Source organism: Pseudomonas sp. GM79, assembly GCF_000282495.1.
Lineage (GTDB): Bacteria > Pseudomonadota > Gammaproteobacteria > Pseudomonadales > Pseudomonadaceae > Aquipseudomonas.
Genome location: NZ_AKJE01000030.1, coordinates 1 through 18,293, shown reverse-complemented (window position 1 = coordinate 18,293; position 18,293 = coordinate 1). Strand labels below are relative to the sequence as shown.

16 protein-coding genes are annotated in these 18,293 nt (G+C 59.5%); 4 read left to right on the top strand and 12 right to left on the bottom strand.

What is annotated here, in order from left to right:
- The first annotated feature begins 108 nt into the window (after positions 1-108).
- Positions 109-1,491 (top strand): MFS transporter, encoded by a 1,383-nt coding sequence (locus tag PMI36_RS21260; protein WP_008069672.1) that lies wholly within the window; start codon positions 109-111, stop codon positions 1,489-1,491.
- A gap of 221 nt (positions 1,492-1,712) precedes the next feature.
- Here PMI36_RS21260 and PMI36_RS21265 read toward each other — a convergent pair whose 3' ends face one another.
- The 6 genes from PMI36_RS21265 to PMI36_RS21290 form a co-directional block, all read right to left on the bottom strand.
- The gene (locus tag PMI36_RS21265) at positions 1,713-2,666 is read right to left on the bottom strand and encodes an adenosine deaminase (protein WP_008069671.1); all 954 of its coding nucleotides are present in this window, start codon (positions 2,664-2,666) and stop codon (positions 1,713-1,715) included.
- Positions 2,667-2,747: 81 nt separating this feature from the next.
- A complete protein-coding gene (locus PMI36_RS21270; protein WP_008069670.1) occupies positions 2,748-3,713 on the bottom strand; it encodes a 2-oxoglutarate and iron-dependent oxygenase domain-containing protein in 966 nt (321 codons plus the stop codon).
- A gap of 151 nt (positions 3,714-3,864) precedes the next feature.
- Positions 3,865-4,947 (bottom strand): BMP family ABC transporter substrate-binding protein, encoded by a 1,083-nt coding sequence (locus PMI36_RS21275; protein ID WP_008069669.1) that lies wholly within the window; start codon positions 4,945-4,947, stop codon positions 3,865-3,867.
- A gap of 349 nt (positions 4,948-5,296) precedes the next feature.
- The gene (locus tag PMI36_RS21280) at positions 5,297-6,655 is read right to left on the bottom strand and encodes an 8-oxoguanine deaminase (protein ID WP_008069668.1); all 1,359 of its coding nucleotides are present in this window, start codon (positions 6,653-6,655) and stop codon (positions 5,297-5,299) included.
- Positions 6,656-6,908: 253 nt separating this feature from the next.
- Positions 6,909-7,595: an SDR family oxidoreductase gene (locus PMI36_RS21285; RefSeq protein WP_008069667.1), complete on the bottom strand. Its 687-nt coding sequence runs from the start codon at positions 7,593-7,595 to the stop codon at positions 6,909-6,911.
- Between the two features lie 25 nt (positions 7,596-7,620).
- Positions 7,621-7,971 (bottom strand): MerR family transcriptional regulator, encoded by a 351-nt coding sequence (locus tag PMI36_RS21290; protein WP_008069665.1) that lies wholly within the window; start codon positions 7,969-7,971, stop codon positions 7,621-7,623.
- Positions 7,972-8,053: 82 nt separating this feature from the next.
- Here PMI36_RS21290 and PMI36_RS21295 point away from each other — a divergent pair, with 82 nt between their 5' ends.
- On the top strand, positions 8,054-8,476 hold the full coding sequence (locus PMI36_RS21295; protein ID WP_008069662.1) for a hypothetical protein: 423 nt from the start codon (positions 8,054-8,056) through the stop codon (positions 8,474-8,476).
- Positions 8,477-8,556: 80 nt separating this feature from the next.
- On the opposite strand, the gene PMI36_RS21300 is transcribed toward PMI36_RS21295, so the two are convergent.
- From PMI36_RS21300 to PMI36_RS21325, 6 genes are all read right to left on the bottom strand, one after another.
- Complete coding sequence (locus PMI36_RS21300) at positions 8,557-9,483, bottom strand: ABC transporter permease (protein WP_008069660.1); 927 nt, start codon at positions 9,481-9,483, stop codon at positions 8,557-8,559.
- Complete coding sequence (locus PMI36_RS21305) at positions 9,483-10,589, bottom strand: ABC transporter permease (protein WP_008069658.1); 1,107 nt, start codon at positions 10,587-10,589, stop codon at positions 9,483-9,485. The genes PMI36_RS21300 and PMI36_RS21305 overlap by 1 nt, the downstream gene beginning before the upstream one ends.
- Positions 10,590-10,600: 11 nt before the next feature.
- Positions 10,601-12,166 (bottom strand): ABC transporter ATP-binding protein, encoded by a 1,566-nt coding sequence (locus tag PMI36_RS21310; RefSeq protein WP_008069656.1) that lies wholly within the window; start codon positions 12,164-12,166, stop codon positions 10,601-10,603.
- A gap of 621 nt (positions 12,167-12,787) precedes the next feature.
- Positions 12,788-13,369, bottom strand: coding sequence for an IMPACT family protein (locus PMI36_RS21315; protein ID WP_008069655.1), 582 nt, complete (start codon positions 13,367-13,369; stop codon positions 12,788-12,790).
- A gap of 7 nt (positions 13,370-13,376) precedes the next feature.
- Positions 13,377-14,027, bottom strand: a complete 651-nt coding sequence (locus PMI36_RS21320) for a TetR/AcrR family transcriptional regulator (protein ID WP_008069654.1) — start codon at positions 14,025-14,027, stop codon at positions 13,377-13,379.
- A gap of 196 nt (positions 14,028-14,223) precedes the next feature.
- Positions 14,224-15,144, bottom strand: coding sequence for a LysR family transcriptional regulator (locus tag PMI36_RS21325; RefSeq protein ID WP_008069653.1), 921 nt, complete (start codon positions 15,142-15,144; stop codon positions 14,224-14,226).
- Positions 15,145-15,283: 139 nt separating this feature from the next.
- Between PMI36_RS21325 and PMI36_RS21330 the strand changes: the two genes are divergently transcribed.
- Together PMI36_RS21330 and PMI36_RS21335 are read left to right on the top strand one after the other, a co-directional pair.
- A complete protein-coding gene (locus PMI36_RS21330) occupies positions 15,284-16,633 on the top strand; it encodes an aspartate aminotransferase family protein (RefSeq protein ID WP_008069652.1) in 1,350 nt (449 codons plus the stop codon).
- 65 nt (positions 16,634-16,698) lie between these two features.
- Positions 16,699-18,192, top strand: a complete 1,494-nt coding sequence (locus PMI36_RS21335; RefSeq protein ID WP_008069651.1) for a CoA-acylating methylmalonate-semialdehyde dehydrogenase — start codon at positions 16,699-16,701, stop codon at positions 18,190-18,192.
- Positions 18,193-18,293 lie beyond the last annotated feature (101 nt).

Sequence of the window (18,293 nt, the reverse complement as noted above, 5' to 3'; positions counted from 1 at the left end):
TTTGTTTCAGACGTCGTTCATAGCTGTGGACAGGTCGCATCCAGCAATAATCCCCAGCTGCTATCGCGCACACTCGATCCGGGGATTTCAGGATTGGGGGAATGTGGCATGGAAACACGAAGCTTCAGCGCGGCAGAACGATTGGAACGGCTGCCCATCAGCGGTTATCACCGCATCATTTTCATCATCATTGCCCTGGCGTTTTTCTTCGACTCCATGGACCTGGCGATGATGACCTTTCTGCTCGGCTCGATCAAAACCGAGTTTGGCCTGAGCACGGCGCAGGCCGGGTTGCTGGCCAGTTCGAGTTTTTTCGGCATGGTTCTGGGCGCATCGCTGTCGGGCATGCTGGCCGACCGCTTCGGGCGCAAACCAGTGTTCCAGTGGAGCATTGTGCTGTGGGGCATCGCCAGTTACCTGTGTTCCACGGCGCAAAACGTTGAAACGCTGACGCTGTTCCGAATCCTGCTGGGGATCGGCATGGGCATGGAGTTTCCGATTGCTCAGTCGATGCTGTCGGAGCTGATTCCGGCAAAGCGACGTGGGCGTTACATCGCGTTGATGGATGGTTTTTGGCCGCTCGGCTTCGTGGCGGCCGGGGTGCTGTCGTACTTCCTGTTGCCGGTGATTGGCTGGCGCGACATCTTTCTGGTGTTGGCGGTGCCGGCGGTGTTCGTCCTGGCGATTCGTTTTTTCATTCCCGAGTCACCGCGCTGGCTGGAGCAAGCCGGACATCATGACGCGGCGGATAAGGTCTTGCTCGGCATCGAAGATCGAGTCCGGGCTTCATTGGGCCGTGCGGATTTGCCTGAACCGATTCGTCTGCCCCGGGTGGCGAGTCAACCGGGCACTTTCTTCTCTGCGCTAGGGGAGATCTGGTCGCCGCAGTATCGCCAGCGCACGATGATGATCTGGAGCGTGTGGTTCTTCGCCTTGCTGGGTTTCTATGGCCTGACGTCCTGGCTCAGTGCGCTGTTGCAACAATCGGGTTTCGCAGTGACTCAATCGGTGTATTACACGGTGCTGATTTCCCTCGGCGGGATTCCCGGTTTCCTCATGGCCGCCTGGCTGGTGGAGCGTTGGGGGCGTAAACCGGTATGCGTCGTGACATTGCTCGGCGGTGGCGTCATGGCGTTTCTTTATGGCCAGAGTGCAGTGTTCGGCGGCAACGTCAGTCTGTTGATTACCTCGGGGCTGCTGATGCAGTTTTTCCTGTTCGGCATGTGGGCGGTGCTCTACACCTACACCCCTGAGTTGTACCCGACGTCGGCACGCGCCACGGGCTCGGGGTTCGCGTCAGCCATCGGCCGCGTAGGGTCGTTGCTCGGGCCGTTGGTGACCGGGCTAGTGTTCCCGATGACCGGGCAGGGCGGGGTGTTTGCGCTGGGGGCGATGTGTTTTGCGATTGCGGCGGGGGTGGTGTGGATGTTCGGGATGGAGACCCGGGGCAAGACGTTGGAAGAATTGAGTGAGCCGGTGGTTATCAATTAATCACCGATTAAATGTGGGAGCGGGCTTGCTCGCGAAAGCGGTATGCCAGTCGACATCATCGTTGACTGACACGCCGCCTTCGCGAGCAAGCCCGCTCCCACATTGGGTTTTGCGGTGATTTTTACTGTGAGGTAGATGCAAAAAAGATCGCAGCCTTGGGCAGGTCCTGCAGGTGTACACATAACCCTGTAGGAGCTGCCGAAGGCTGCGATCTTTTGACTTTAAGGTTTCACCAACCGCGCATCCAGGCTGTTCTGCGCCAAGCGCTTGGCCTGATCCTGGGTCATGCCCAGATCGGTGTACAGCGCGTGGAAGTTCTCGGTGACATACCCGCCGAAATAGGCCGGGTCATCGGAGTTCACCGTGACTTTCACACCGCGCTCGAGCATCTCGAGGATGTTGTGCTGGGACATGTGATCGAACACGCAGAGTTTGGTGTTCGACAACGGGCACACGGTCAGCGGGATCTGCTCGTCGATGATCCGCTGCATCAAGCGCTCGTCTTCGATGGCGCGCACGCCATGGTCGATGCGCTGGATTTTCAGCAGGTCAAGGGCTTCCCAGATGTACTCGGGCGGGCCTTCTTCACCGGCGTGGGCCACGGTCAGGAAGCCTTCGCTGCGGGCACGATCGAACACGCGCTGGAACTTGCTCGGCGGGTGGCCCATCTCCGAACTGTCCAGGCCCACGGCGACAAACGCATCGCGGAACGGCAGCGCCTGGTCGAGGGTTTTCTGCGCTTCGTCTTCGCTCAAGTGACGCAGGAAACTGAGGATCAAACCGCTGGTGATGCCCAGTTGCTGCTCGCCATCCTTCAGTGCGGCGGCGATGCCGTTGAGCACTACTTCGAACGGGATGCCACGGTCGGTGTGGGTTTGCGGGTCGAAGAACGGTTCGGTGTGAATCACGTTCTGCGCCTTGCAGCGCAACAGGTAGGCCCAGGTCAGGTCGTAGAAATCCTGAGAGGTGCGCAACACATCGGCGCCCTGGTAATACAGGTCGAGAAATTCTTGCAGGTTATTGAAGGCGTAAGCCTTGCGCAGCGTTTCAACGTCGCTCCACGGCAGGGCGATCTTGTTGCGTTCGGCCAGGGCGAACAGCAGCTCAGGCTCCAGCGAACCTTCCAGGTGCAAGTGCAATTCTGCCTTGGGCAGAGCGTTCAGCCAGTCGTACATTTTTGAAATCTCATCAGGTGCAATGAGGGCATTCTACAGATGCCCGCAGAAACAATGAGCAAAACCTGACCAGCCGGTTCATTACACGGCTTCCTGTTGCCGTCGATGGGCGTAGGTGTCGGCGAAGCGCGACAGCAGGAATTCGGCGCAGGTGGTGGCAGGATACTTTGCCGGATGGCGTTCATCCTGGCAGCCGGGCAGGCATTCGATAGGCGTGTCGGGGTGCGGCTCGGCAAAGAACGGCATCGAGTAACGATCCACACCCGACGGGCTGATTACCCGGTGCGGCGTCGACAGGTAACGGTCGTTGCTCCAGCGCGCCATCATGTCGCCGAGGTTGACCACGAACGTGCCTTCAATCGGCGGCGCATCGATCCATTCGCCCCGCACATTGCGCACTTGCAGTCCGCCAGCGGCATCCTGATAGAGCAGGGTGATGCAGCCGTAATCGGTGTGAGCGCCGGCACCTTGCTGATCTTCGGTGCTGGCAGTGTGGCGCGGCGGGTAATGAATCATCCGCAGCACGCTGACCGGTTCTTTGAAACGGCTATCGAAGAAATCGCGCTCGATGCCCAATGCCAGAGTCATGGCCCGCAACAGGGTTTGAGCGAGCGCCTGCATGTCGACGTAGTGTTGCTCCATCAGCGATTCCCAGCCGGGCATCGACGGATGACGGTTGGGACCGCGCAAGGGTTTTTCCGAAATCACCTCGGGATGATCGGCCGGCAGGTGCAGGCCCATGTCGAAGGTTTCTTTCAGATCGCTGGGTTTGCTCGGGTCGAGTTGCTCGGTTGCGATAGCGCCATAGCCGCGGTGGTGGCGGGTCTGGGTGATGTCGATCTTGAGTTTTTCGGCGGTGGGCAGGGCGAAGAAGCGTTGGGCGTGGTCGAGCACGGCGTCGATACGCGACGGGGCGATCGGGTGGCCCTTGATATAGAAAAAGCCCCATTCGCGGCAGGCATGGTCGATTTGTGTGGCGACCGATTGCCAGGCGTTTTGTTCATCGCTGTAGAGTGGGGCGATGTCGATGATCGGGAGTTGGTTCATGTTGCTGTCCTACGCTGGCTCAAGAGTACCGAAGATCCATTGTGGGAGCGGGCTTGCTCGCGAAGGCAGTGTGTCAGTCGACATCAATATCGCATGACACACCGCTTTCGCGAGCAAGCCCGCTCCCACAGGGTTTTATGTTCGGCCGGAATTACTTCGGTATCTCGGCCTTCATGCCTTCGACGTAGTAGTTCATCGACGCCAGCTGCGCATTGGTTGCCGTCGCGCCCGCCGGGATTGTCTCCACGCCGGCCTGGTCTTTGATCGGTCCGGTGAACGGATGCAGGGCACCGCTCTTGATGTCGGCGATGATTTGCTCGGCTTCTGCTTTTACCGCGGCCGGCACCAGGTCGCTGATCGGTAGCTCAACCGTGCCTTCCTTCAGACCGCCCCAGTAATCCTGGGATTTCCACGTGTGGTCGAGCACGCTTTGAGTCGCCTGAATGTAATGCGGCCCCCAGTCATTGACGATAGACGTCAGCACCGCTTTCGGCCCGAAGTGCGCCATGTCCGACGCATAACCGACGGCATACACGCCGCGACGCTCGGCCGCCTGGATCGGTGCCGGGCTGTCGGTGTGCTGGAACACCACGTCCACGCCCTGGTCGATCAGCGCATTGGCGGCGTCGGCTTCCTTGCCCGGGTCGAACCAGGAATTGACCCACACCACTTTGATCTCGGTGCCCGGGTTGTACTTGTTCAGGGCCAGTTGAATGGCGTTGATGTCGCGGATGACTTCCGGAATCGGGAATGAGGCGACGTAGCCGACTTTCTTGGTCTTGGTCATCTTCGCTGCGAGGAAACCGCCGACGTAGCGGCCTTCATAAGTGCGCGCCAGGTAGGTGCCGAGGTTCTTGTCCTGCTTGTAGCCGGTGGCATGTTCGAAGGTCACCTTGGGAAATTGTTTGGCGACTTTCAGGGTCGGGTTCATGTAGCCGAAAGACGTGGTGAAAATCAGGTCGTACTTGTCCTTGGCCATGTTGCGGATCACCCGCTCGGCATCGGCGCCCTCGGGGACGTTCTCCACGTAGTTGGTGGTGATCTGCTCGCCGAACTTCTCTGCCAGCGCCTTGCGTCCCTGTTCATGCTGATACGTCCAGCCGTGGTCACCGATCGGGCCGATATAGACGAAGCCGACTTTCAGCGGGTCGGCGGCACTGGCGGTCAGGCTGGCGCTCAGACCGATGGCTGCGGCGACAGCGCAGAGCAGCTGCTTCAACGGACGTATATGCATGAACGGGAACTCCATTTTGTTGTGAGGTAGGTCAGGGCAATGCAAATTGCTGACCAACAGGACAACAAATGGATCGAAATCGCGTAACGGCCATCGCGGGCAAGCTCGCTCCCACATGACCTGCGCAAATCCCGTAGGAGCGAGGCTTGCCCGCGAAGAGTCCCTGACGACCACCACAGAACCATCCCGGTGCACCGTCTCGAATACACGCCATCCACTGGTGCGGGCGTCTCACACAAAACTGTGGGAGCGGGCTTGCTCGCGAAGACGTTGTGTCAGCCGACATCAATGTTGCATGACACACCGCTTTCGCGAGCAAGCCCGCTCCCACAGTTTGATTGATGTTGTGTCAGGTGCCGGCGATCAACTGCCGAGCCGCCTGGCTGTGATCGGCAATCAACCCTTTCAGATCCAGCCCCTCAACCTGACCGTCGATCACCCGCCACTTTCCGCCGACCATCACCCGGTCCGCCCGATCCGCCCCGCACAGCAGCAGCGCCGATACCGGATCATGGCTGCCGGAGAAGCGCAGTTCATCCAGTTTGAACAGCGCCAGATCCGCCTGCTTGCCCACCGTCAGTTCACCGATATCGGTGCGCCCGAGCAAACTCGCCGAGCCCTTGGTCGCCCAGCCCAGTACCAATTCCGGTGTGATTTTTTCCGCGCCATAGCGCAGCCGCTGGATGTACAGCGCCTGACGGGTTTCGAGGATCATGTTCGACGCATCATTGGACGCTGAACCGTCAACGCCCAGCCCCAGCAGCGCACCCGCAGCGGTCAGGTCCAGCGTCGGGCAAATGCCGGAAGCCAGGCGCATATTCGAACTCGGGCAATGGCAAATACCCGTGCCGGCCGCGCCGAGACGAGCGATTTCGTCGGGGTTGAAATGAATGCCGTGGGCCAGCCAGGTGCGCGGGCCGAGCCAGCCGACGCTGTCCAGGTAATCCACGGTGCGCAGGCCGAAACGTTGCAGGCAGAAGTCTTCTTCGTCGAGGGTTTCCGCCAGGTGCGTGTGCAGCCGTACATCGAGGGTATTCGCCAGTTCGGCGCTGGCGGACATGATCTGCGGGGTCACCGAGAACGGTGAACACGGTGCCAGGGCTATTTGAATCTGCGCCCCATCACCGCGCTCGTGGTAGGCGGCAATCAAACGTTGGCTGTCATCGAGGATCACTTCGCCTTCCTGGACGGTCTGCTGCGGTGGCAGGCCGCCGTCTTTTTCACCGAGGCTCATCGAACCGCGAGTGAGCATGGCGCGCATGCCCAGTTCGCGAACACTCTCGACCTGCACGTCGATCGCATTTTCCAGACCTTCCGGAAACAGGTAATGGTGATCGGCCGCGGTGGTGCAACCGGACAGCAGCAACTCGGCCAATGCGACTTTGGTGGCGAGGGCGAGTTTTTCAGGGGTGAGACGAGCCCAGACCGGATAGAGGGTTTTCAGCCACGGGAACAACGGCTGATTAACCACCGGCGCCCAGGCACGGGTCAGGGTTTGATAGAAGTGGTGATGGGTGTTGATCAGCCCTGGCAGGATCACGTGTTCGCGCGCATCGAAAACGTGGTCACAGGGCGCGGCGGGTTGTTGACCGGCGGCGAGCACTTCGACGATCAAGCCGTCTTGCACAACCAGACCGCCACGGGCATCGAGCGCGTTGGCCGTGAAAATGGCGAGGGGACTTTTTAACCAGGTACGGGTCGCAGGCATGTTGGCCGGCTCCTCTGAAAGTTGGGTTCAGGGTTGCCAGCTCAGTGTTGCCCTGTCTGCTGATCCAGGGTCGCCGCGAGGGCGAGGTGCGGAGTTTCGAACAAAAAAGCTTCGCGGGCAAGCCCGGCCCGACAGGACAACGCAAAACCCCTGTGGGAGCGGGCTTGCTCGCGAAGGCGGTGTGTCATTCACATCAATGCCGACGGACACTCCCTCTTCGCGAGCAAGCCCGCTTCCACACTCGATCTGTGTGTTACCAGGGAATGGTCTCACCCCTGTAGTTCACAAAATGATGCCCGCCCTTGCCGGCATACGCATTCACCTGATCGATCAACCCGCGGGTGCTGGTTTCCACATCAATGTCCGCGCCTTCACCGCCCATATCAGTTTTCACCCAACCCGGATGCAGCGACAGCACGGTGAGTTTCTGTTCGCCCAATTGCGTGACGAAGCTGTTGGTCATGGAGTTCAGCGCCGCTTTGCTGGCCTTGTACAGCGCCAACTCCGGCGCGTCGGGCATGGTCACACTGCCCAGCACCGAACTCATGAACGCCAGCACGCCGCTGCCATCGCGAATCTGCCCCACGAAACGCTGGGCCAGATTGATCGGCGCCACGGCGTTGGTGAAGAACAGCTGACCCACCTCGGCCAACGTCGCGCCACCCGGCGTCTGGACCTCCGGCCCCTTGACCCCGGCATTCACGACCAACAGGTCGAAGACTTCACCCTTGAGTTGTTGGCTAAGGGCGATGACCGCTTGCTGATCGTCCATGTCGAGTTTTTCGATCCGCACCTTGCCCAGCGCTTGCAAGGCTTCGGCGCCCTGCGGGTTGCGCACGGTGGCGGTGACTTGCCAGCCGTCGGCCAGCAGGGTTTTCACCAGACCGAGGCCCAAGCCTCGGGAGGCACCGATGATGAGTGCGGTTTTTGCCTTGGACATGAATGGCTTCCTTGATGGATGAAAATCACGGATTTAATGGACAACGTTGACCGAGCCGATGTTGCAGTTCCTGACGCAAGACATCGAGTTCGGCGATGCGGGTTTCGATCAGGTTCAGTTTGTCTTGCAGCAGTTGGGTAACGGCATTGGCCGGGTCGGGCGACTGCCACAACGCGGCGACACTGCTGCCGATCTCGCCAAGGGTAAAGCCCAGTCGCTGAGCCGTCTTGATGTACAGCACCAGTTGCACCATCTCCGCCGGATAGTCGCGATAACCATTGGCGCTACGTTGCGCGGCGATCAATCCGCGCTGTTCGTAAAAGCGCAATGTGTCGCGGCTGACGGCGCTGGCCTGGGCTAATTCACCGATGCGCATCTTGATGTCTCGAGAGGGCTTGACCCTGGAGCATACTCCAGGCTTTAGCCTTGTTGCTCCCTGAATTTATGGAGCAAGACGGATGTGGACTTCAACGCAATATCGTCAAGTGGTGCGTGGCAGTGCGTGGTACGACCTGATCGTGACCGCTGCTTTTGTGACGCCGTGGAGTTTTGCGGCGTTGCATGGCGTGTTGTCGAGCCTGAGTCAGACTTTCAATTTGCCTGGCGAGCTACCGCCGTTCGAGCCGATGCACATGCTGATGGCGAATTTGTTGGGTTCGATTGTGTGCGTGTGGGCGGTACTGCGGATTCGTGATCCGCAGCAGGTGTTTGGGCGGTATGACGCGGTGGGGCGGTTTCTGTTTTCGGCTTGGCAGCTGTATGCCTTGCTCCACGGCGCAAGCTCATTGCTGGTTGTTTTCTTGGTCTTTGAATTGGCGTGGGGCGTTGTTCAAGTGTTGCCTGTTCGGGCGCCTTCGCGGGCAAGCCCGCTCCCACAGTGATTTTGGCGAACACGGAATTTTCTATCGACACAAAACTTGTGGGAGCGGGCTTGCCCGCGATGAGGCCCTTGAAGCCGACCCTAATGCCCAGCCTGCCACGGCTGCCCCAACGACACCGGCGCATACAACCGTGTGCGCACGGCATCCCGGGACAACAGCACCAACACCACAATGGTCGCGACATACGGCAGCATCGCCAGCAGGCTCGACGGAATCGCCAGCCCCAATCCCTGTGCCACCAAATGCAGGATGCTGGCGAGACCGAACAGATACGCTCCGAGCAGCAATCGCCACACCCGCCAACTGGCAAACACCACCAGCGCCAGGGCAATCCAGCCGCGACCGGCGCTCATGTTTTCCGCCCACATCGGCGTGTACGCCAGGGACAAATAAGCCCCGGCCAACCCCGCCATTGCCCCACCAAACAGCACCGCCAGCGTACGCACGCGCAACACCGGCAAGCCCATGGCGCTCCCCGCGTCCGGGTTTTCGCCAACGGCCTGAATAATCAACCCGACGCGACTTTTCAGAATCACCCAGGCCACTAACGTGAACAGCGCGAACGACAGGTACACCAGCAAGTCCTGGGCAAACAGCATCCGCCCGATCAGCGGGATTTCACTCAACAACGGAATCGCCACCGGCTCGAAACCCGCCAATGGTTTGCCAACCCACGCTGCGCCGACAAAGGTCGACAGGCCCACGCCGAAGATCGTCAACGCCAACCCGGTCGCCACCTGATTGGCGTTGAACACCAGTGCCACCAAGGCAAACAGCGACGACAACAGCATCCCGGCTAGCATTGCCAGCAACACGCCAAGCCAGAGGTTGCCGCTGTTTAGCGCGACGATAAAACCGATCACCGCCCCAAACAGCATCATGCCTTCCTGCCCGAGATTGAGGACGCCACTCTTCTCGCAAATCAGCTCGCCCAGCGCCACCAGCAACAACGGCGTACCGCAGCGAATCATGGCGTAGAAAATATTGCTCAGCAGATCGATATCCATCACAAGGCTCCTGCGTGTACGGCGGTGGTTGGTGCACGGCGAGCCCAGCGCAGGTTCAAACGCGGTCGGTAGAGAATCAGTACGTCACTGGCCAGCAGGAAAAACAGCATCATCCCCTGGAACAATTGAGTGATCGCTTGCGGCAGGTTCATGCTCATCTGTGCGCTTTCGCCACCGATGTACAGCAGCGCCATCAACAGGCTGGAAAACAGAATGCCGATGGGATTCAGCCGCCCGAGAAACGCCACGGTGATCGCCGCATAGCCGTAACCCGGTGAGACCTGCGGCACCAGTTGGCCGATCGGCCCGGTGACTTCGCACACGCCGGCCAGTCCCGCGAGGCCGCCGCTGATCAACAGCGCCAGCCAGATCAGTCGCTTCTCGCGAAAGCCGACGAAACCGGCGGCGCGCTTGTCCAGCCCGAGCACTTTGATCTGGAAGCCGACAAAGCTTTTCTGCAGCAATACCCACACCGCCACCAGCGCGAGCAAGGCGAAATACACACCGGCATGAACCCGGCCGTCCTCCATCAACAGTGGCAGTCGACTGGCATCGCCGAACATTGCCGACTCTGGAAAGTTGAACCCCGCCGGGTCCTTCAGCGGCCCGTGGACGCAGAACAGCAGCAGGTTCAGGGCGATGTAATTGAGCATGATGCTGGTGAGGATTTCATTGGCGTTGAAGCGCGTGCGCAACCACGCCGTCAGCCCGGCCCATGCGGCGCCGGCCAGGGTGCCTGTGAGCAGGATCAACACCAGCGCCCAGCGGCCTTGCCAGTCAATGATGTTCACCGCCAATGCACTACCAGCGAGGGCGCCGAGCAGCAACTGACCTTCGGCGCCGATGTTCCAGATCCGTGCCTGATACGCCACCGCCAGGCCCAATGCGCAGAGCAGAATCGGCAATGCTTTGACCAACAATTCGGAAACGCCATACAAGTCGCTGATCGGTGCAATCAGCAGCGTGTGCAAGGTCAGCAACGGATCGTGACCCAGCGCGACAAACAGCAATGAGCCACAGCCCAGCGTCAACACGGCCGCCAGCAAGGGCGAGCACCACAACATCAGGCGTGATTGCTGGCCACGGGGTTCGAGAGAAAGCAGCATGTGAAACTCCGTTAAAGCGCTACGGGGGCAGGTGATTGAGGTGTGTCGAACTGGCCGGCCATCCAGCCGCCGACGTCGCTCAGATGGGTGTCGACGGTGGCCTGCAATGGCGATAGCTGACCGCCGCACAGGGCGCCGAGGCGATCGCAGATCTGGAACAGTTCGTCGAGGTCTTCGGAGATCACCAGGATCGCCGCGCCAGCATCGCGCAAGGCAATCAACGCCCGGTGAATGGTCGCGGCCGCGCCGACGTCCACGCCCCAGGTCGGGTGCGCGGCCACCAACAGCTTGGGCTGCTGAAGGATTTCCCTACCGAGGATGAATTTTTGCAAGTTGCCGCCGGACAGGCTGCGAGCCGGTGCCAGGGAATCAGGTGTCTTGACCCCGAAGCGGCGAATGATGTCTTCCGCCAGCGCTTGGACCTTGTCGCGCTGGACCAGCCCGTGGCTGACCAGCCCCTGTTGAAAGGCGGTCAGCAGGGCGTTATCTGCCAGGCTCAGCTCCGGCACCGCGCCATGACCCAGACGCTCGGCGGGGACGAACGCCAGGCCAAGTTTGCGTCGTGCATCCGGCCGCAGATGCGCCACCGGTTGCCCGCCGAAACTGATCGTTGCGGTGTCATCGCGGGGCAACCGTTCTTCACCACTGAGCAAGGCCAGCAACTCATCCTGACCATTGCCGGCCACTCCGGCGACCCCCACGATTTCGCCGCGGCGCACGTCGAAATCAATATTCTTCAGAGAGCAGCCGAACGGGTCCGGGTTGTGCCAGGACAACCCCGTCACGTTCAAAAACGCATCAGCCCCCATGACCTTTGGATAGTCAGTGATCAGCTCGGCAGCTTCACCGACCATCAACTGCGCCAGTTGCCGATCCGAGCACTGCGCCGGCACGCAATGCCCGGCTACCCGACCGCCGCGCAACACCGTAGCGTTGTGGCACAACGCGCGCACTTCGCCGAGCTTGTGGCTGATAAACAGAATGCTGCAGCCCTCGGCCGCCAGTCGACGCAAAGTGACGAACAATTCGTCGGCTTCTTGCGGGGTCAGTACAGATGTCGGCTCATCGAGAATCAACAGGCGGATGTCCTGCATCAGGCAGCGAATGATTTCCACCCGTTGACGCTCGCCGATGGACAGGCTGTGGACAAGTCGCTCCGGTTCCAGGGCCATGCCGTAGCGTTGGGACACTTCACGAATCTTCGGTTCGAGCTGCTTCGGCGTACCCGCCGCCGCGCCCATGGCCAGCGCGATGTTCTGCGCCACACTCAGGGTTTCGAACAGCGAGAAATGCTGGAACACCATGCCAATCCCGAGGCCGCGCGCCTGGGCCGGATTGCGCATGGTCACGCGCTGGCCCTGCCAGATCATTTCCCCTGAGTCGGCGTGAGTGACGCCGTAGATGATCTTCATCAGGGTACTTTTTCCCGCACCGTTTTCGCCGAGCAGGGCGTGGATTTCACCGGGCGCAATACTCAAGTCGATGGCGTCGTTGGCCAGGCAACCGGGATAACGTTTGCTGATTCTGCGCAATTGCAGGCGGGGTATTTGATCGGGGATCGGCACGGGGTTGGACATGACAGGCTCAGGTCGACAGAAGTTATGCCTGGGGATAAAGCAATTTCCTGGCCATTGAGTCAGGAAATCGGCAAGGTCTTGCTGGTTTAGGGTTGTGGGCGGTGTCTCGCCTTATTCCAACTCCGAATCAGGCACCACTTGAGGGCACGTTCTTTGATCAGGCTCTGGTTTTGCGCGCTGTGAATTGATCAAAAAACGAGCAATACCTTGCAAGCTATGTCGGATACGGGGCTGCGCCAGCCATGAACGGGTTATCCACAGGTTGTTCCACAGTATTTGTGCGCAAGCCGAGCGGAGGGGCATAAGCACTGAGGGGCTTTCTTCTAATGGCGATAAACCGCTCTAACTGTTTGTTTTTACGTGGAATAAATGTTGTCGTTGGGAATTTGGATGAAAAATGAGCAAAGCCCGCAAAGCCGCATGACAGAAGGGTTACAGGGGAATGTGCTCAGGTTATCCACAGCCGGGTGCACAGCAGATGTGGGCAAGTATCGAGAATAAGGAAAACCGGGGCGCCCCAAAAGATCGCAGCCTTCGGCAGCTCCTACGGGATTGCATTTCTTATGGAAGTACACGGTCGGCGTAGGAGCTGCCGAAGGCTGCGATCTTTTGATCTTTCTTTTATCGCTGCAACAAAATGCGCCCGCGACTCAAGTCCGCCAGCTGCGTTTGCAGGGTATCTATCTGCCCCTCGCCGATCGCCAATTGCAGTTCCACGCCATTGGCCGTGAAGGTTTCTTCCACGACCAAACCACCCAGTTCCGCTACCCGAAGCTTCACCAGCGCCAACTCGCCAAATGCACAGGCACAACTCACCGGCACCCGACTGATCAGCTCGACCTTCGGCGCCCCTTGCAGGCATTTGTTGGCACCGCCGCCATAGGCCCGGGCGAGGCCGCCGGTGCCCAGTTGAATGCCGCCATACCAACGGATCACCAGCACCGCGACCTGATCGCAATCTTGCGCTTCGATCGCTGCCAGAATCGGCCGGCCAGCGGTGCCGCCGGGTTCGCCATCATCGTTGCTGCGATATTGATCGCCGAGTTTCCAGGCCCAGCAATTGTGCGAGGCGTTCAAATCACTGTGCTGCTCGATGAACGCTTGGGCATCGGATGCGCTAGTGATTGGTCCGGCGAGGGTGATGAAGCGGCTTTTGCGAATATCTTCGCGGTATTCGCAAAAGCCGCTGAGGGTAAAAGGCATAGGTGTCTTAGATAGCAGGCGTCAGGCCGCAGCCTTTGAGAATGATGCGGATCAGGTTGTTGCCGGCGTCTTCCATGTCTTGCTTGGTCAACTTGGTGCGCCCGGTGACACGGCAGATCTGCGTGGCAAAATCGGCGTAATGCTGGGTGCTGCCCCACAGCAGGAAGATCAGGTGCACCGGGTCGATCGGGTCCATTTTGCCGGCGTCGATCCAGGTCTGAAACACTGCGGCCCGGCCCTGAAACCAGGTGCGGTAGTCCTGGTTGAAATGCTCGCTCAGGCATTCGCCGCCGCTGATGACCTCCATGGCGAAGACCCGCGAAGCTTGTGGCTGGCGCCGGGAGAATTCCATTTTTGCGCGAATGTATCGCGTCAATGCTTCTGCCGGATCATCCTCGACGGTCAGGGTATTGAAAGTACTGTCCCAGAGTTCAAGGATGTTGCTCAGCACCGCCACATACAAACCGAGTTTGTTAGTGAAGTAGTAATGCAGGTTTGCTTTGGGCAACCCGGCCTTCTGCGCGATGGTGTTCATGCTGGTGCCTTTGAATCCGTGACGGGCGAACTCGTCTTCGGCGGCTTTGATGATGGTCTCTTCGTTCTTCTGACGAATGCGGCTGGCGGGTTTGCCGCCGTGGGCTGGGACTTCAAAGGTCATAGGCACTTCCGAACGGGTAGATGGGTGTAACCAGATGCGTTGATAGCGCACCCGCAGGTCGCAGACAAGTCCTGTTGCGATAAAACCTGAACACCACAATCCCTGTGGGAGCGGGCTTGCTCGCGAAGGCGGTGTGTCAGTTGCATTAATGTCGACTGATACTCCCTCTTCGCGAGCAAGCCCGCTCCCACAGGTTTTAGCGTGTTGCAGCCAGGCTCTCCAGAAAACTCTCCAGTACCAAATGGGGGCGACGTCCCTTGCGTGTGACCGATGCCAGGCTCAGGTCATAAAAACGTGCCTTGGGTTTCAGCGCACGCAATCGGCCTTGTTGCACCCAGAGGCTGGCGTAGTGGTCCGGCAGGTAACCGATGTAGCGCCCGGTCAGAATCAGAAATGCCATGCCTTCGCGATCCGATGCACTGGCGGTGCAGTTGAGCGCCTGATAGTGGGCCTGGATCTCGGCAGGCAAACGGAAGGTCGGGGCGATGGCGTCCTGGCTGTTGAGACGCTCATCGTCCAGTTGTCTGTCGTCGACATAGAACAGCGGATGGCCAACCGCGCAATACAGCAGCGAACGCTCGCTGTAGAGCGGCTGATATTCCAGCCCCGACAGCGCACTGGCCTGCGGCACCACGCCAACATGCAAGCGCCCGTCGAGCACGCCTTGTTCGACTTCATTGGGCGCGATCATGCGGATCTGGATCTGTACATCCGGGCCACGCTCCTTCAATTGCGCCAGGGCATGGGTGATGCGCATGTGGGGCAGGGTGACTAGGTTGTCGGTCAGGCCAATGGTCAACTCACCGCGCAAATGTTGGTGGAGGCCATTGACCTCGGTGCGGAAACTTTCCAGCGCACTTAATAGCTGCAACGCCGATTGGTAAACCTCGCGGCCCTCTTCGGTCAGGGAAAAACCGGCGCGACCGCGCTGGCACAGACGCAGGCCGAGGCGTTGCTCCAGATCGCTCATCTGCTGGCTGATGGCCGAGCGACCGATCCCCAGCACCGACTCTGCCGCGGAGAAGCCACCGCATTCCACGACGCTGCGAAAAATCCGCAACAGGCGGATATCAAAGTCACTGACTTGCGCCAGCGGATCGGGACGACGGCTGCTCATGCTTTGTTTGCTCAAAGTTTAGTGGCGGGCTGACTGAAGGTTAGAAAAGTTGGATTTCACCGACTTTATCTCCGTGGCAATTTAGCTGCAAGAAAGCTTTTCATCTCCACGCCGCTTATTGCCCTGCGAGGTTTTGCCCATGAACGTGCCTGAAAACGCCCCGACTTCCCTGGCCAGCCAGCTCAAGCTCGATGCTCACTGGATGCCCTACACCGCGAACCGCAATTTCCAGCGCGACCCGCGACTGATCGTGGCTGCCGAGGGCAGTTGGCTGACAGACGACAAGGGCCGCAAGGTCTACGATTCGCTCTCTGGTCTGTGGACCTGCGGCGCCGGGCACACCCGCAAGGAAATTCAGGAAGCGGTGGCCAAGCAACTGGGCACCCTCGATTACTCGCCGGGCTTCCAGTACGGTCACCCACTGTCGTTCCAGTTGGCCGAGAAAATCACCGACCTGACGCCGGGCAATCTGAATCACGTGTTCTTTACCGACTCGGGTTCCGAGTGTGCAGACACGGCGGTGAAAATGGTGCGTGCTTACTGGCGCCTGAAAGGCCAGGCCACCAAAACCAAAATGATCGGTCGTGCTCGTGGTTATCACGGCGTGAACATCGCCGGCACCAGCCTTGGTGGCGTGAACGGCAACCGCAAACTGTTCGGTCAGGCGATGATGGACGTTGATCACCTGCCGCACACTTTGCTGGCGAGCAATGCTTTCACTCGTGGCATGCCGGAGCAGGGTGGTATCGCGCTGGCGGATGAATTGCTCAAGTTGATCGAGCTGCACGATGCCTCGAACATCGCAGCGGTATTCGTCGAGCCATTGGCTGGTTCCGCTGGCGTGCTGGTTCCGCCGCAGGGTTACCTCAAGCGTCTGCGCGAGATCTGCGATCAGCACAACATCCTGCTGGTGTTCGACGAAGTGATCACCGGTTTTGGTCGTACCGGTTCGATGTTCGGTGCCGACAGCTTTGGCGTGACGCCGGACCTGATGTGCATTGCCAAGCAAGTCACCAACGGCGCGATCCCGATGGGCGCAGTGATTGCCAGCTCCGAGATCTATCAGACCTTCATGAACCAGGCGACGCCGGAATACGCGGTGGAATTCCCGCACGGCTACACCTATTCCGCCCACCCGGTGGCTTGCGCTGCGGGCCTGGCGGCACTCGACCTGCTGCAAAAGGAAAACCTGGTGCAGAGCGTGGCGGAAGTGGCACCGCATTTCGAAAATGCATTGCATGGTTTGAAGGGCTCGAAAAACGTCATCGACATTCGTAACTACGGGTTGGCCGGTGCCATCCAGATTGCGCCTCGCGACGGCGATGCCATCGTGCGTCCGTTCGAAGCCGGCATGGCTCTGTGGAAAGCCGGGTTCTACGTGCGCTTCGGCGGCGACACCCTGCAGTTCGGCCCAACCTTCAACAGCAAGCCGCAAGACCTCGATCGCTTGTTCGACGCGGTCGGCGAAGTGCTGAACAAACTCGACTGATTTTTCCCTTCTATATAGAGGCGCCCGGTGATGGGCGCCTGTGGACAACTTTTCTGGAGCCCTGCATGAGCCTTATTCCGCATTTGATCAATGGCGAACTGGTGACCGAAGACGGTCGTACGGCCGACGTGTTCAACCCGTCCACCGGTCAGGCGATCCACAAACTGCCATTGGCCAGCCGTGAAACCATTCAAAAAGCCATCGACTCGGCCAAAGCTGCGTTCCCGGCCTGGCGTAATACGCCAGCGGCCAAGCGCGCTCAGGTGATGTTCCGTTTCAAGCAGCTGCTGGAACAGAACGAATCCCGCATCGCCCAACTGATCAGCGAAGAACACGGCAAGACCCTAGAAGACGCTGCTGGTGAATTGAAGCGCGGGATCGAGAACGTCGAGTTCGCCTGCGCTGCGCCGGAAATTCTCAAGGGTGAGTACAGCCGTAACGTCGGGCCGAACATTGATGCCTGGTCGGATTTCCAGCCATTGGGTGTGGTGGCCGGTATTACCCCGTTCAACTTCCCGGCTATGGTGCCGTTGTGGATGTACCCGCTGGCGATCGTCTGCGGCAACTGCTTTATCCTGAAACCGTCCGAGCGCGATCCAAGCTCGACGCTACTGATTGCTCAGCTGCTGTTGGAAGCCGGCCTGCCGAAAGGCGTGCTGAGTGTGGTACATGGCGACAAGGCTGCGGTGGATGCCTTGATTGAAGCGCCGGAAGTCAAAGCGCTGAGCTTCGTCGGCTCGACACCGATTGCCGAATACATTTACGCCGAAGGCACCAAGCGCGGCAAACGCGTCCAGGCGCTGGGCGGGGCGAAGAACCACGCGGTATTAATGCCGGATGCGGATCTGGATAACGCCGTCAGCGCACTGATGGGCGCGGCGTACGGTTCGTGTGGTGAGCGTTGCATGGCGATCTCGGTGGCTGTATGCGTCGGCGATCAAGTGGCCGATGCGTTGGTGGCCAAACTGGTACCGCAGGTCAAAGCGTTGAAAATCGGTGCCGGTACGACCTGTGGCCTGGACATGGGGCCGCTGGTTTCCGGTCAGGCTCGCGATAAAGTCAGTGGCTATATAGAAGACGGCGTTTCAGCAGGGGCGACCTTGGTGGTGGATGGTCGTGGTCTGAGCGTGGCCGGTCATGAAGAAGGTTTCTTCCTGGGCGGTTGCCTGTTCGATAACGTCACGCCAGAGATGCGCATCTATAAAGAAGAGATCTTCGGGCCGGTGCTGTGCGTCGTTCGGGTCAACAGCCTGGAAGAGGCGATGCAACTGATCAACGATCACGAGTATGGCAACGGCACCTGTATCTTCACGCGTGATGGGGAAGCTGCGCGGTTGTTCTGCGATGAGATTGAAGTGGGCATGGTCGGCGTCAACGTGCCTTTGCCGGTGCCGGTGGCTTATCACAGCTTTGGCGGCTGGAAGCGTTCGCTGTTCGGCGATCTGCATGCCTATGGTCCGGATGGCGTCCGTTTTTATACCCGTCGCAAAGCTATTACCCAGCGCTGGCCGCAACGTGCGAGCCATGAGGCTTCGCAATTCGCATTCCCTAGTTTGTAAGTAGAAGGGAAGAAGGCCGGCCCTTAGGGGCCGGCCTTCGTGTTTTCGGGGCTTCTTTGCCTTATATGACAGAATTGTGAAATCAGGGGTTGACGGCAGAT